Here is a 14779-nt window from a genome sequence, read left to right as displayed (position 1 = left end):
GCTGCTCAGTCGCGGCCGAACAGCTCCAGCTGTTCATGCTCGCCGCGCAGCTGCCGCAGCCGTATGCCGACGCCGAGCAGCCGCACCGGCTTGCCGCCCCGGGCAAAGGCCGCCGCCAGCAACAGCCGATAGTTGTCCAGGGCGAAGCCGGCGCCCGCCTGCTCCAGGGTGGTCTGGCTGAAGTCGTGAAATTTCAGCTTCACGAAAGGCTTCTCCGCGCGGTAATCCGCCTCCAGCCGCGCCATCCTCCGCTGCAGCTGTTCGAGCAGCTGCGGTAGTTGCGCCTGGCAAGCCGCCAGATCCGGCAGGTCGGCATCGAAAGTGTTCTCCACGCTGACCGACTGGCGCCGGTGCTCGACCTGTACCGCGCGCTCATCGACCCCGCGCGCCAGGCTCCACAGGCGCTCACCGAAACTGCCGAACTCGCGCACCAGCGCCAGCCGATCCCACTCGCGCAACTGGCTGCAGTGTTCGATACCCAGGCGCTTGAGGCGCTCGGCGGTGACCTTGCCGACCCCGTGCAGACGCGCCACCGGCAGCGTGGCGACGAAGCCTTCGACCTGTTCAGGGCGGATCACGAACAACCCGTCGGGCTTGTTCCAGTCGCTGGCGATCTTGGCCAGAAACTTGTTCGGCGCGACCCCGGCGGACACCGTGATGCCGACATCGGCCGCCACCCGCCGACGGATGTCCTCGGCGATGCGCGTGGCGCTGCCGGCGAAATGCAGGCTGTCGGTGACCTCCAGGTAGGCTTCGTCCAGCGACAGCGGCTCGATCAGCTCGCTGTAGTCGCGCAGGATCGCGTGAATCTGCCGCGACGCCTCGCGATAGGCGTCCATGCGTGGCTTGAGGATCAGCAGGTCCGGGCACAGCCTGAGCGCGTTGCGGGTCGGCATCGCCGAGCGCACACCGAAGGCACGTGCTTCGTAATTGCAGGTGGCGATCACCCCACGGCGCTCCGCCGCCCCACCCACTGCCACCGCCCGACCGGCCAGGCGCGGGTCGTCGCGCATCTCTATGGCTGCGTAGAAACAGTCGCAATCGATGTGAATGATCTTGCGCACCAAGGTCCAAAAGCCCCGCCGAGCAGGCCCAGAGGCGCGGAATGGTAGCACCGCCGCCGCGCTAAGCATCTGAGTGATCGAGATTTTTTGAAAGATTCGGGTTGACAGCCAGAGCCAGATGAATAGAATGGCCGCCGCGGGATGGAGCAGTCTGGTAGCTCGTCGGGCTCATAACCCGAAGGTCGTAGGTTCAAATCCTGCTCCCGCAACCAGAACACCAAAAGGCCACTCAATCGAGTGGCCTTTTTTTTTGTGCCCGGGTTTTGTGCGTGGGCTCCCCGATGCCGATTGTTCCCACGCCCCGGCTGCTATCTCGCCCACGTAGGGCGCAATAAGCGCAGCGCATTGCGCCCCAAGAACACCGCAGCGCACCCGCCCCCGATGATTCCGTGGGAGTGATCGGTAGCGTGTAGCCAATCCATCGGCGCCAGAACCAACTGACTTATTTGTCGGATGGCCTGGGTTTCGGCCCCCCGGCCGAGTTACTTTCTCTTTGCACGCGCAAAGAGAAAGTAACCAAAGAGAAAGCGCGCCCCAACATCCGGGTCTGCCCGCTTTGCGGCCAGACTTCCCTCGCTCCGGTCCCACTCCGGAGGCCTTCAGGGATGGGCCTTCCATGGCCCAACCCTGACTTTCGCGGCATCCATGCCGCTCACCTCCCGCGCGGCACCTGCGCTCGGCCTTCTGTAAGGGGACCGTGGCACCGAGCGGCCTGAACGTGCCGATCATTCCCTGATGATCCCGCGCTCCTGCGTAGGAATCTGACGCCTCGGGGTGCCCTTCTCTTTGGTTACTTTCTCTTGGGCCGGGCGGCGATCCGCATGCAAGAAAAAGTGACTCGGCCGGGGGGGGGGCGAAAACCAGACCATCGGAACACACAGCAACGACTCTGAGCACTGGGCGCTCCACCAGCATCCACCGCGGCTGACCCGACTCCACCCTGGACGGACCCAGAGCACCTGCTTTTCCTGCGCGGTGGAATCGATCGCCGCCCTCCATTCAGCATTTCCATGAAACCTGACCATCAATATTCAATAAACCATTGACAGTGCGAGCTTTCTGGATAGAATGACCGCCGCGGGATGGAGCAGTCTGGTAGCTCGTCGGGCTCATAACCCGAAGGTCGTAGGTTCAAATCCTGCTCCCGCAACCAGAACAATCGGAAAGGCCACTCAATCGAGTGGCCTTTCTTGTTTCTGCCGTCTGCACGGCACAGTCCCAGCCCCGCGACGGGTGCCTAAAATGTCGCCGAATGCGATGATCCGCCTCCCTCTCCTACCCGCACGGGGCCCGCAGCATGAGCATGCAACCACTCACCGCCGATGACGCCGCCTGGCAGGCCGCCTGCGATGCCAATGGCGTCGACCCCCAGCAACGCCTGCAGGCGCGCCGCGAAGTGCTGGAACATGCCGACAGCCTCGACTGCTGCCTGTACCGCCCTGACGAGGACGACGCGGATGCCGAGGAGCTCGACCTGGGCGATGCCCGCGTGCTGCTGCAGGGCCCGTTCCAGCCGCCGGCGGACTGGGACGAGCAGACCTGCGAGGACTACTTCGACGGCAGCGACCCGGCGGACTTCGTCGCCGCGCGCCTCGAACCCTGCGCCGCCCCCGGCAGCCGCCAGCACTTCCGCCCGCAGCCGGGCGACTACGTGGCGGTCAGCGAGGCCGATGGCCGGGTGCAGATGTACTACCTCTACGAGTGCCTGGAGCAGGACGACGGCCTGGCCTGCGTGCTGATCCGCGAGCACGACGAGCTCTGAGTCACCGACCAGCGAGCGAGGTCGATCCATGGACATCAAGCAGGCCCGCTACCTGATCGCCCTGGCCGAGACCGGCAACTTCGGCCAGGCGGCCGAGCGTTGTCACGTCACCCAGCCGACCCTGTCGATGCGCCTGCGCCAGCTGGAGGACGAGCTGGGCCTGCAACTGGTGCGTCGCGGCCAGCGCTTCGAAGGCTTCAGCGCCGAGGGCGAGCGCATCCTCGCCTGGGCACGCAGCCTGATCGCCGCCCACGAGGGTCTGCTGGCCGAAGCCTCGGCCTGCCGCGGGCAACTGGTCGGCACCCTGCGCCTGGGCCTGGTGCCGCTCGGCGGTTTCGATCCGATGCGCCTGCTCGCCGTCTATGCCGAACAGCACCCGCACCTGCGCTTCCAGCTATCGGTGCTGAGCAGCGAGGCGATCCTCGAGCGGCTGGCGAGCAATGCGCTGGATCTGGGGCTGTCCTACCTAGATCGTCTCGACCGCAGCCAGTTCGACATCCTCGAGCTGGCGCAGACGCGCATCGGCCTGCTGCATGACCGCCGCCACTTCCGCTTCGAACAGGCGCCGGACTGGGCCGAGCTGGCGCAACTGCCGCTCGGCCTGCTGTCCAGCGGCATGCACTTTCGCCAGTCGATCGACCACGCCCTGCGCAGCCGCGGGCTGACACCGCAGCTGCGCCTGGAAAGCGATTCGGTGCACAGCCTGCTGCAGGCGGTCAGTGCCGGCCTGTGCTGCACCCTGATGCCGCTCGACAGTGGTCTGGAGAGGCTGCAGCCGCACCTGAGCCTGCTGCCGATCGAAGACGCCCGTACCCTCGCGCCGCTGGGCCTGATCATGCGTCGCAGCGCGCCCCGCTCGGCGCTGGCCGACGCCTGCTTCGCCCTCGCCGCGCCGCTGGCGACGCCCACTGCCGAGAAGCGATAAAGCGCCTCGATCACACCATCGGCAACGACGATTGGACGCCCCCGACACACCGACCTAGGCTGCGACAATCCGTCTCGCCCGCAGGTTGCCGCCATGTCTCTCCACCCGCCCGCGCCCGCCTATCACTACCTGGAACTGCACGCCGGCTCGGCCGCCACCGCCAGCGCGCTCGCCAGCGAATGCGCCCTGGCGCTGAGCTGCAACCAGCTGAGCCAGGCCGTGATGATGGTCTCGCCCAGCGATCTGGAAGACTTCGCCGTCGGCTTCTGCATCGGCCAGGGCCTGATCGAGTCCATCGACGATATCTATGACATCCAGCTGCATGGCAGCGGTGACGCCCGCGAGGCCCGGCTGCAGGTCAGCAACCGCGCGTTCTGGGCGCTCAAGCGCCAACGCCGGCTGCTGGCCGGCAGCAGCGGCTGCGGCCTGTGTGGCGTGGCCGCGCTGGAGCAGGCGCTGCCGGAGCTGCCCGACCTGCCCGGCGCTGCCCTGCCGCCGGTGCAGCATCTGCATCAGTTGCGCCAGCGCATCGCCGAGCACCAGCGCCTGGCCCGCGACAGCGGCGCCCTGCACGCGGCGCTGTTCGTCGACCGGCACGGCGAGATCATTCTCTGCCGCGAAGACATCGGCCGGCACAACGCCCTCGACAAGCTGATCGGCGCCCTCGCCCGCACGGATATCGACGCCGCCGCAGGCTTTGCCGTGATCACCAGCCGCTGCAGCCTGGAGCTGATTCACAAGGCGGTCCGCGCCGGACTGTCGACCCTGGTCAGCCTCTCGGCGCCGAGCAGCCTGACCGTCGACTGGGCGCGCCGCCAACGCCTGAACCTGATCCACCTGCCCCACCAGAGCGCACCACGGGTCTACAGCCCGGCGCCGCAACAGAGCGCCTGCGCATGAGCCTGCAAACCCCACATCCCCGCTATCGCCCCTACCAGGGCGCCGCCGCCGGCTGGGGCGCCCTGCGCGGCGTGGCCCACGCCTGGCTGGACAGCAAGCAGCCGTTCAAGAACCTGCGTGCACTGCTCAAGACCAACCAGCATGGTGGCTTCGACTGCCCTGGCTGCGCCTGGGGCGACTCGCCCGAAGACGGCCGGGTGAAGTTCTGCGAGAACGGCGCCAAGGCGGTCAACTGGGAAGCCAGCGGGCGCCGGGTCGACGCCGCCTTCTTCGCCCGCCACACGGTCAGCCAGTTGCGCGAGCAGAGCGACTACTGGCTCGAGTACCAGGGTCGGCTGACCGAGCCGATGCGCTACGACGCCGCCAGCGACCGCTACCTGCCGATCGGCTGGGATGACGCCTTCGCGCTCATCGCCCAGCATCTCCACGCGCTGGAAAGCCCCGACCAGGCGGAGTTCTACACCTCCGGGCGCACCAGTAACGAGGCGGCCTTTCTCTACCAGCTGTTCGTCCGCAGCCTGGGCAGCAACAACTTTCCCGACTGCTCGAACATGTGCCACGAAGCCAGCAGCGTCGCCCTGGGCCGCGCCGTCGGGGTCGGCAAGGGCAGCGTGACCTTCGCCGATTTCGCCGAGGCCGACGCCATCTTCGTCCTCGGCCAGAACCCCGGCACCAACCATCCACGTATGCTCGATCCGCTGCGCGAAGCCGTGGCCCGCGGCGCCCAGGTGGTCTGCTGCAACCCGCTGCGCGAGCGCGGCCTGGAGCGTTTCCAGCATCCGCAGCATGCGCTGGAGATGCTCGGCAACGGCTCCGCGCCGCTCAATACCGCCTATTTCCGCCCGCATCTGGGCGGTGATCTGGCGATGCTGCGCGGCATCGCCAAATGCCTGCTGGCGTGGGAACGCCAGGCCCAGGCAGGCGGCGGGCCGGCCGTGTTCGATCACGCCTTTCTCGCCGCCCACAGCATCGGCCTGGATGACTATCTGCAGGCGGTGGATGCCAGCGACTGGGGCCAGCTGGTCGAGCAGTCCGGCCTGACCCGCGAGGAGATCGACCAGGCCGCGCGGATCTACCGCAACGCCGAGCGGGTGATCATCTGCTGGGCGATGGGCATCACCCAGCATGTGCACTCGGTGGCGATCATCGAGGAGATCGTCAACCTGCAGCTGCTGCGCGGCAACATCGGCAAGCCCGGCGCCGGACTCTGCCCGGTGCGCGGCCACAGCAACGTGCAGGGCGACCGCACCATGGGCATCAACGACCGCCCGCCGGCCGCGCTGCTCGACGCGCTGGAGCGCCGCTTCGGCGTCGCCATGCCGCGTGCGCCGGGGCACAACACCGTGGAAGCCATCGAGGCCATGCTGGCCGGGCGCAGCCGGGTGTTCATCGGCCTGGGTGGCAACTTCGCCCAGGCCACCCCGGACAGCGCGCGCAGCCACCAGGCGCTGCGCAACTGCGCGCTGACGGTGCAGATCAGCACCAAGCTCAACCGCAGCCACCTGACCCACGGCCGCGAGGCGCTGATCCTGCCGTGCCTTGGCCGCACCGACATCGACCGCCAGGCCGGCGGGCCGCAGGCGGTGACGGTGGAAGACACCTTCAGCATGATCCACGCCTCCTACGGCCAGCTCGAACCCTGCAGCCCGCTGCAGCGCTCGGAGCCGTCGATAGTCGCCGGCATCGCCGCGGCGACCCTGGGGCGCCAGCCGCTGGGCAGCCGCCCAGTCGACTGGCTGGCACTGGTCGAGGACTACGCGCGCATCCGCGAGCTGATCGCCGACTGCATTCCCGGCTTCGAGAACTTCAACCAGCGCCTGCAGCACCCCGGCGGCTTCTACCTGGGCAACCCGGCGGCCCGCCGCGAATGGCGCACCAGCAGCGGCCGCGCGCAGTTCAGCGCCAACCCGCTGCCGGCGAGCTTGCTCGACCCACGCGCCGGCAACGGCGCCGCCCCCGACCTGATCCTGCAGACGCTGCGCTCGCACGATCAGTACAACACCACCATCTATGGCCTGGATGACCGCTACCGTGGCGTGCGCGGCCAGCGCGAGGTGCTGTTCGTGAATGCCGAGGACATCCGCCGCCTGGGCTTCGAGCCGGGGCAGAGGGTCGATATCGAGACGCTGTGGAACGATGGCGTGGAACGCCGCGTGTGCGGCTTCACCCTGCTCGCCTACGACGTGCCGCCAGGCCAGGCGGCCGCCTACTACCCGGAAACCAATCCGCTGGTGCCGCTGCAGAGCCACGGCCGCGAGAGCTTCACGCCGACCTCGAAGTCGATCGCCGTGCGCCTACGCGCCCACGTCGCCGACGCGCGAATCGCCTGAACGCGCGCCAGGACGGCCTTACGCCAACCCCTGCCGGCGCCGCTCAGCCGAGCCCGGCCAGCGGCCGCAGCGTCGCAGTCGCGGCCAGCGGTGGCGCCAGTTCCAGCACCACGCCCTCCAGCCCGAGCAGCTCGCCGGCATCGGAATAGATGCCGCAGCCACGCTCCTGCACCGCCTTGAGCGAGCCGTCGGCGACCAGCAGCCGATAGCAGAAATGAAACGCGCGCTGCTCGCGCAGCCCGGCCTGGACCTGGGCCCAGACATACTCGCGGTCATCGGGATGAATCAGGTCGTTGAAGGTCAGGCTGCGGCTGTCGATCAGTTGCGCCGGCGCGTGGCCGGTCAGCGCACGGCATCCGGCGCTGACGTACTCCATGCTCCAGTGACGGTTGTTGCGGCAGCGATAGACCATCAGCGGCAGGCCATCGAGCAGGTTGCTCAGGCTGCGATGACGGGCCTGCAACGACTGGCGATGCTGCATCTGCTCGCTGATGTCGGCGAGGCAGGCCAGCACGCCGGCACCCTGGCGACTCAGGCGCACCTCGACCCAGCGCAGTTCGCCGCCACGGGTCAGGTAACGAAGGATCTGCACCAGCGGCGCGCTGCCCTCGGCGCCGAGCTCGGCCAGGCCCTGTAGCCAGCGCCCGCGATCATCCGGATGGACGAATTCCAGCTGGTTGCGGTGCAGGCATTCACCAGCGGGATAGCCGGTCAGGCGCTGCCAGCCGGCATTCAGGCGCAGCATCCGGCCCTCGCCATCCAGCGCCACCACCGCCAGCGGCAGCTGGTCGAGCCCCGCGCCCCATTCCGCCGCTCGCCTGCCGAACAGACGGCGCAGACCCTGCCAGAGACCGCTGCTCATCGCTCACCAGCCATGCCGCTGCGCAAGCCGCCGCGATGCGCCCAGGCTGCCACTTCCAGCCGTGAATGCAGGTTGAGCTTGCTCAGCAGGTGCTTGACGTGAATTTTCACCGTGCCGTCGCTGATGCCCAGCTCGCGGGCGATCAGCTTGTTGCTCAGCCCCTCGGCGATCAGCGCCAGGGTCTGACGCTCACGCGCGGTCAGCTCGACGGCCTGTGGCGTGCGCGGCGCATCCACGGGCTCGCCGGCGAGCAGCGTCGCCAGTTGCGGCGCCAGCTGCAGCTGGCCACGGCAGCAGTTCTGCAGGCTTGCCAGCAGGTGCTCCGGGTCGCCGTCCTTGAGCAGGTAGCCATCGGCGCCGGCACGCAACGCGGCGAGCAGATCCTCGCGCGCATCCGACGCCGTCAGCACCACCACCAGGCACTCCGGCAGCCGGCAGCGCAGCTGAGCGATGGTCGCCAGTCCGCCCATGCCACGCATGTGCAGATCGAGCACCACCAGGTGCGGGCGCAGCGCCAATGCCAGCGCCAGGCCCTCCTCGCCATCGGCGGCGCTGCCGACCACGCAGAACGCCGGCGACGCGCCCAGCAGCTCACTCAGGCCGCGGCGCAGCAGCGGATGGTCGTCGATCAGCAGCAGGCGCAGCGGCTCGTTCATGGCTCGGCCCAGCACAGTTCGACCCGCGTGCCCTGCGGCTGGCGCGCCTCGATGCTCAGGCTGGCGCCGATGGCCGCGGCACGCTCGGCCATGATGCGCAGGCCGAAGTGGCCCTCCTCGACCTGCTCCTGCGGCAGGCCGACACCATCGTCCTCGACCAGCACCCGAAACCCCTCGGCGGTCGCCAGCAGCGCCACCCGCACGTTGCGCGCATGGGAGTGGCGAACCACGTTGGCCAGCGCCTCGCGGACGATCTGCAGCACCTGCAGCTCGGCCTGCGCCGCGATGCGTTCGGCCGGCAGGCGGTTGTCCAGGCTGAACACGCAGCTGCTGCGCCGGGCGAACTCCTCGACACTGGCCTCCAGCGCCTGGCGCAGGCTGCGCCCATCCATGGTCAGGCGCGCCGAGCTGATCAGCTCACGGACCTGGCGGTGCAGCAGCGCCAGCGTCTCGCGCAGATCGTCGAGCATGCTCTGCGCCGCTTCATCGGCAGAGGAACCGAGCACCGTCTCCAGGCGGCTGACGCGGATCTGCAGATAGCTCAGCTGCTGCGCCACCGAGTCGTGCAGCTCGCGCGCCAGCACCCCGCGCTCGGCGGCCAGCTCGCACTGACGCAGGCGCCGATCCTCGGCGAAGGCGGCAAGCACCTCGCCCAGCTGCCGACCTATCTGGCGCAGGCGCGCGCGGGTTCGGCTGCCCGGTGCGTTGGGGAATTCCAGCAGCAGACAGCTCGGCCCTTGCGCGCCAGGCAGACCGTAGAGCAGACGCTGGCAGCCGGCTTCGCCGCAGGCGCGACAGCCCTGCAGGCTGCCCGGCGCCGGCCACTGCGCATGGCCGGGACAATCGAGCAGGCGGCGATCACCCAGGCAGCGGCGCTGCCCCGCAACGCCGGCACCCAGCAGCAGGCAGGCGCGACCGGCACCCAGCTCGCCACGCAAGGCGTCGAGCAACTCCAGCAGGGCCGCGTCGCTGCCGGGCTGGCGCAACAGGCGCAGCGGCAGGGTCTGCAACAGCTCCGTGCAGGAAGATCGCGCAGGCGCCCGGCGCCATGGCCAGCGCCAGACGGATTCCAGGTGGCGCAGGGTGATCTGCAACGGCATCCGCGCTCCGCAAGGTGGGGGATCGATGCGGTAGCGACAGCAAGATCCATGCCCCGGCAGGCGAGCGCCCCGGCAGCGCGGCGCCACACCATCAAGAAAGATTGATTCTCTGCAGGAATACCAATTCGAGGCCCGCCACTGCACCAGCACAACGCCTGCCAGCGCCGCCGTGCGTTATCCCGGTGCCGCTGCGCCTACCCCCATTGGGGTAGCCAATCGAGGAGAGTTCAGCGGCGCTCGCGGTGCAGTAACGTAATTCTCAGCAGGAAACAATTTTTCCTGAAACCGAATTCAATTCAGCTTTCGCGGGAGAACACCATGAGCCAACGTGTCGCCATCATCGGCGCCGGCCCCTGCGGCCTGGCGCAGCTGCGTGCCTTTCAGTCCGCCGGTGCCAAGGGCGCCGAAATTCCCGAACTGGTGTGCTTCGAGAAACAGCAGGACTGGGGCGGCATGTGGAACTACACCTGGCGCACCGGCCTGGACGAGAACGGCGAGCCGGTGCACGGCAGCATGTATCGCTACCTGTGGTCGAACGGCCCCAAGGAATGCCTGGAGTTCGCCGACTACACCTTCGACGAACACTTCGGCCGGCCCATCGGCTCCTACCCGCCGCGCGAAGTGCTCTGGGACTACATCCAGGGTCGCGTGCTCAAGGCCGGCGTGCGCCAGTACATCCGCTTCAACACGGCCGTGCGGATGGTCGAGTTCGACCCGCACAGCGGTCAGTTCGACGTCACCGTGCACGACCACGACGGCGACCGCACCTACAGCGAGCGCTTCGACTACGTGGTGGTCGCCAGCGGCCATTTCTCCACCCCCAACGTGCCCTACTTCGAAGGCTTCGAGAGCTTCGGCGGGCGCGTGCTGCACGCCCACGACTTTCGCGACGCGCTGGAATTCAAGGACAAGGACGTGCTGGTGGTCGGCAGCAGCTACTCCGCCGAAGACATCGGCTCGCAGTGCTACAAGTACGGCGCGCGCTCCATCACCAGTTGCTACCGCAGCGCGCCCATGGGCTACAAGTGGCCGCAGAACTGGGAGGAAAAACCGCTGCTGCAGCGAGTCCAGGGCGACACCGCGTACTTTGCCGACGGCAGCCACAAGCACATCGACGCGATCATCCTCTGCACCGGCTACAAGCATCACTTCAGCTTCCTGCCCGAGTCGCTGCGGCTCAAGACCGGCAACCGCCTCTGGCCGCTGGGCCTCTACCAGGGGATCTTCTGGGAAGACAACCCGAAGCTGATGTACCTGGGCATGCAGGACCAGTGGTACAGCTTCAACATGTTCGACGCCCAGGCCTGGTACGCCCGCGACGTCATCCTCGGGCGCATCGCGCTGCCGCCCAAAGCCGAACGCCTGGCCGACGACCAGGCCTGGCGCGAGCGCGAGGAGCAGCTGCAGACCGCCCAGGAAATGTTCGAGTTCCAGGGCGCCTACATCCAGCGACTGATCGACGCCACCGACTACCCCAGCTTCGACATCGCCGCGGTGAATCAGACCTTCCTCGCCTGGAAGCACGACAAGTACGAGGACATCATGGGTTATCGCGACAAGTGCTATCGCTCGCTGATGACCGGCACCCCGGCCGTGCCGCACCACACCTCTTGGCTGCAGGCACTGGACGACTCGCTGCGCGCCTACCTGGCCGAACAGCCGAGCGACCTCAAGGCCGCCGGCTGACCCCTGCGCGGCGGCCGACGGCTGCCGCAACGCCCGGACCACGGCAGGAGCCGTCCATGCACGCACCCGTGATATCGCGCCCTTACGAACCGGCACTGTTCGCCCGCGCCGCCCGCCTGGAGCGCCATCGCGTCGCCCCCGGCGGACTGACGGTGGTGGAGCTTGCGCCGGATGATCAGCTCGAGCTGATCGACGTCGAAGGCGACCAGCCGGCCGAACTGCTGGCCTTCGACGACCAGGGTCGCAATGCCCTGGCGGCGCTCGGTCTTTTCGCCGACCCGAGCGCCGACTACATCGCCGGCCTGCTCGCCGGGCACAGCGCCGACTCCGCGCGCATGCGCCTGGGCCTGGCGCGCTGCGGCATTCGTGGCGAGACCCTTGGCAGCGCCACCCGCCTGTGGCCGGCGCAGACCCCGGCCGGGCATGCGCGCACGCTGCGCGCCAGTGCCGCGCTGGTGGTGCTGGTCGCCGCGCCCGCCGCCCCTTGCGCGGTCGACAGCCAGCAGCGCGCCAGCGAGTTGCGCCTGCTGATCACCCGCGCCAACCCGCGCGCGCTGCTGACCCCGGCGCTGCCCGAACCGCTGGGCGAGGTGATCGACGAGTTCACCCTGGCACCGGGCACGGCGCGCGACTACTGCGTCGCGCCCGGCCAGTACATCCAGGTGCTCGACGTCGCCGGTCGCCAGTGCTCGGACTTCGTCGCGCTGGATCGCCGCGGCCTGGATGCCGGCCGCGAGATCGAGCTCGACCCGACCGTCACCCGCACCCTCAACGGCAGCGCCTATCCGGGACCGGGCCTGTTCAGCCGCTTCTACGACCGGCAGATGCGGCCGATGCTCGAAGTGGTACGCGACACCGTCGGCCGCCACGACACCTTCGGCCTGGCCTGCGCCGCGCGCTACTACGAGAGCCAGGGCTACTTCGGCCACCCCAACTGCAGCGACAACATCAGCCGCACCCTCGCCGGCCACGGCGTCCAGGCGCGGCCGGGCTGGGCGGCGATCAACTTCTTCTACAACACCGCGGTGGATGCCCACCAGCAGCTGACCTTCGACGAGCCCTGGTCGCGTCCCGGCGACTACGTGCTGCTGCGCGCCATGACCGAGCTGGTCTGCGCCAGCAGCTCCTGTCCCGACGATATCGACCCGGCCAACGGCTGGCAGCCCAGCGACATCCACATCCGCGTCTACAGCGCACAGGAGCGTTTCAGTATCGCCATGGCCACTCGAAAAACGCCCGACGCAGAGCCGGTGCTGACCCGGCAGAGCGGTTTCCATCCCGGCACCTCGGCACTCACCGGGCAGTTCATCGACTACCGCGGCTGGTGGACGCCGACCCGTTACGACGGCCATGGCGCCATCGCCGAATACCACGGCTGCCGCGAGCGGGTGGCGGTGATGGATCTGTCGGCGCTGCGCAAGTTCGAGGTGCTCGGCCCGGACGCCGAAGCGCTGCTCAACTACTGCCTGACCCGCGACGTGCGCAAGCTGGCGGTCGGCCAGGTGGTCTACTCGGCGATGTGCTACGAGCACGGCGGCATGCTCGACGACGGCACGCTGCTGCGCCTGGGCCCGGACGCCTTCCGCTGGATCTGCGGCGAGGACTACGCCGGCGTCTGGCTGCGCGAGCAGGCACAGAAACTCGGCATGAAGGTCTGGATCAAGTCCGCCTCCGAGCAGATCCACAACATCGCCGTGCAGGGCCCGCTCAGCCGCGAGTTGCTCAGCCGGATGATCTGGACCCCCGGCACCCAGCCGGCGCTGACCGCGCTGGGCTGGTTCCGCTTTCTCACCGGCCGCCTGGACGACTACGACGGCTGCCCGCTGATGGTCTCGCGCACCGGCTACACCGGCGAGCTGGGCTACGAGATCTGGTGCCACCCGGACGATGCGATGAAGGTGTGGAACAGGCTCTGGCAGCTGGGCGAACCGCTCGGCCTGGTGCCGCTGGGCCTCGATGCACTGGACAGCCTGCGCATCGAGGCCGGGCTGATCTTCGCAGGCTACGAGTTCTGCGACCAGACCGACCCCTTCGAAGCCGGTATCGGCTTCTGCGTGCCGCTCAAGTCCAAGCAGGACGACTTCATCGGCCGCGAAGCCCTCCTGCGGCGCAGCGCCAACCCGCAGCGCAAGCTGGTCTGCCTGCAGCTGGAGGGCAACGAACAGGCGCACCACGGCGACTGCGTGCACCTCGGCCGGGCACAGATCGGCGTGATCACCAGCGCCACCCGCTCGCCGCTGCTGGGCGCCAACATCGCCCTGTGCCGCCTGGACATCGGCTACTGCGAGCCCGGCACGCGGGTCGAGATCGGCAAGCTCGACGGCCAGCAGAAGCGCATCGCCGCGCAGGTGGCCGCCAGCACCGTCGCCTACGACCCGGACAAGACCCGCGTGCGCGCCTGAGCCACGCACCTGGCCGGAGAATTGCTAATCAGCCCTGCCCGCCCGCGCCGCTATCGGGGCGGCGGCGGTGGTCTTCCAGCAAGGAGTAGTGGCCGATGTGGTTCAGAGATGCATCCAGGGAGCTCGCGCAGGACCTCACCCAGTGGCTCAGCCAACTGGCCAATGACCAGTCGGTCGAGGCTCGGCACAATCGGCGCCTGCAGCGCCATCCGCAACTGCTCGACGCCCTGCAGCGGCTCGACCGGCGCTGGCAGGATCACCAGCAATTCCGCCAGCAGGTCGGTGCCACCCCGCCCCCGCCGTGCAGCCCCGAGCAGTACCGGCTGCTGTGCGAGAAACTGGCCGACAGCGAACGCCAGCGCGAGCAACTGACCCGGCAGTTGGCCGAATGCGAGACCGAGCTCCTCGACCAGGCCGCCCGGCAGACGCGCTGGCTGCAGGACGAGCAGGCCTGGGAGCTGACCCGGCAGACCCTCACCGAGGGGTGCTGGGACCTCACGGTAGTCAATGGCGACCCGGATCATCCGCACAACGTGATTCGCTGGTCCGAGCAGTTCCGCCACCTGATCGGCTACAGCCGCGCCGAGTTCGCCGATGGCTGGGACAGCTTCTTCGCCATCGTTCCCGCCGAGGATCTCAAAGAGGTCATGCGGGTGTTCGCCGACCACATCGCCAATCCCGGCGGCGAGCCGGCCTACGTGGTCGAGTACCGCATGCGCCACAAGACCCGCGGCGAGACCTGGTTCCGCGAGCGCGGCCGTTGCCTGTACGACGCCAGGGGCACGCTGCTGCGGGTGGTCGGCGCGGTGCGCGACATCAGCGACGAGAAGGCCGCCGAGTCACTGCGCGCGCGGGAACAGCAGAGCATCCAGAGCACCTACGGGCAGATCGCCCAGGTCGCCGGTTCGATCAAGGGCATCGCCGAACAGACCAACCTGCTGGCGCTCAACGCCGCCATCGAGGCGGCGCGCGCCGGTGAACAGGGTCGCGGCTTTGCCGTGGTCGCCGACGAGGTCCGCAACCTGGCGCGGCGCACCCAGGAGTCGGTGCAGAAGATCCAGAGCATGCTCGCGCAGCGCGACTGAGCGCGAC

General features: G+C 68.6%; 10 protein-coding genes, 2 tRNA genes and 1 pseudogene. 9 read left to right on the top strand and 4 right to left on the bottom strand.

What is annotated here, in order from left to right; all coding sequences use genetic code 11:
* Positions 1–5 precede the first annotated feature (5 nt).
* A complete protein-coding gene (gene dinB / locus DBO85_RS07675) occupies positions 6–1064 on the bottom strand; it encodes a DNA polymerase IV (RefSeq protein ID WP_407681453.1) in 1059 nt (352 codons plus the stop codon).
* A 135-nt stretch (positions 1065–1199) separates the two neighbouring features.
* Between dinB and DBO85_RS07670 the strand changes: the two genes are divergently transcribed.
* The 6 genes from DBO85_RS07670 (at position 1200) to DBO85_RS07645 (ending at position 6981) form a co-directional block, all read left to right on the top strand.
* Positions 1200–1276, top strand: a tRNA-Met gene (locus DBO85_RS07670).
* An 864-nt stretch (positions 1277–2140) separates the two neighbouring features.
* Positions 2141–2217, top strand: a tRNA-Met gene (locus DBO85_RS07665).
* Between the two features lie 144 nt (positions 2218–2361).
* Positions 2362–2826: a hypothetical protein gene (locus DBO85_RS07660; protein ID WP_233356571.1), complete on the top strand. Its 465-nt coding sequence runs from the start codon at positions 2362–2364 to the stop codon at positions 2824–2826.
* A gap of 28 nt (positions 2827–2854) precedes the next feature.
* A complete protein-coding gene (locus DBO85_RS07655; RefSeq protein WP_108106675.1) occupies positions 2855–3751 on the top strand; it encodes a LysR family transcriptional regulator in 897 nt (298 codons plus the stop codon).
* A gap of 93 nt (positions 3752–3844) precedes the next feature.
* Entirely contained in the window at positions 3845–4651 is an 807-nt protein-coding gene (fdhD, locus tag DBO85_RS07650) for a formate dehydrogenase accessory sulfurtransferase FdhD (RefSeq protein ID WP_108106674.1), read from the top strand.
* Complete coding sequence (locus DBO85_RS07645; RefSeq protein ID WP_108106673.1) at positions 4648–6981, top strand: FdhF/YdeP family oxidoreductase; 2334 nt, start codon at positions 4648–4650, stop codon at positions 6979–6981. Before fdhD ends, DBO85_RS07645 begins: the two co-directional genes overlap by 4 nt.
* Before the next feature lie 43 nt (positions 6982–7024).
* Here DBO85_RS07645 and DBO85_RS07640 read toward each other — a convergent pair whose 3' ends face one another.
* The 3 genes from DBO85_RS07640 to DBO85_RS07630 are packed head-to-tail and all read right to left on the bottom strand — an operon-like array spanning position 7025 to position 9599.
* Positions 7025–7843: a PAS domain-containing protein gene (locus DBO85_RS07640; RefSeq protein ID WP_108106672.1), complete on the bottom strand. Its 819-nt coding sequence runs from the start codon at positions 7841–7843 to the stop codon at positions 7025–7027.
* Positions 7840–8499: a response regulator gene (locus DBO85_RS07635; protein ID WP_108106671.1), complete on the bottom strand. Its 660-nt coding sequence runs from the start codon at positions 8497–8499 to the stop codon at positions 7840–7842. The genes DBO85_RS07640 and DBO85_RS07635 overlap by 4 nt, the downstream gene beginning before the upstream one ends.
* Complete coding sequence (locus tag DBO85_RS07630) at positions 8496–9599, bottom strand: ATP-binding protein (protein ID WP_108106670.1); 1104 nt, start codon at positions 9597–9599, stop codon at positions 8496–8498. The genes DBO85_RS07635 and DBO85_RS07630 overlap by 4 nt, the downstream gene beginning before the upstream one ends.
* A gap of 318 nt (positions 9600–9917) precedes the next feature.
* Between DBO85_RS07630 and DBO85_RS07625 the strand changes: the two genes are divergently transcribed.
* The 3 genes and pseudogenes from DBO85_RS07625 to DBO85_RS07615 all read left to right on the top strand — a co-directional run.
* Positions 9918–11285, top strand: a complete 1368-nt coding sequence (locus DBO85_RS07625; protein ID WP_108106669.1) for an NAD(P)-binding domain-containing protein — start codon at positions 9918–9920, stop codon at positions 11283–11285.
* Between the two features lie 56 nt (positions 11286–11341).
* Positions 11342–13687 carry a DUF1989 domain-containing protein gene (locus DBO85_RS07620; protein WP_108106668.1) on the top strand — a complete coding sequence of 782 codons (2346 nt, stop codon included), beginning with the start codon at positions 11342–11344 and terminating at the stop codon, positions 13685–13687.
* A 95-nt stretch (positions 13688–13782) separates the two neighbouring features.
* Positions 13783–14763, top strand: a pseudogene (locus DBO85_RS07615) (methyl-accepting chemotaxis protein); the annotation flags it as partial.
* Positions 14764–14779: the final 16 nt, after the last annotated feature.

This window comes from Pseudomonas mangrovi, assembly GCF_003052585.1.
Taxonomy (GTDB): Bacteria; Pseudomonadota; Gammaproteobacteria; order Pseudomonadales; family Pseudomonadaceae; genus Aquipseudomonas; species Aquipseudomonas mangrovi.
The sequence above is the reverse complement of the archived record's forward strand: the minus strand, read 5'-3'. Positions and strand labels throughout refer to the sequence as shown.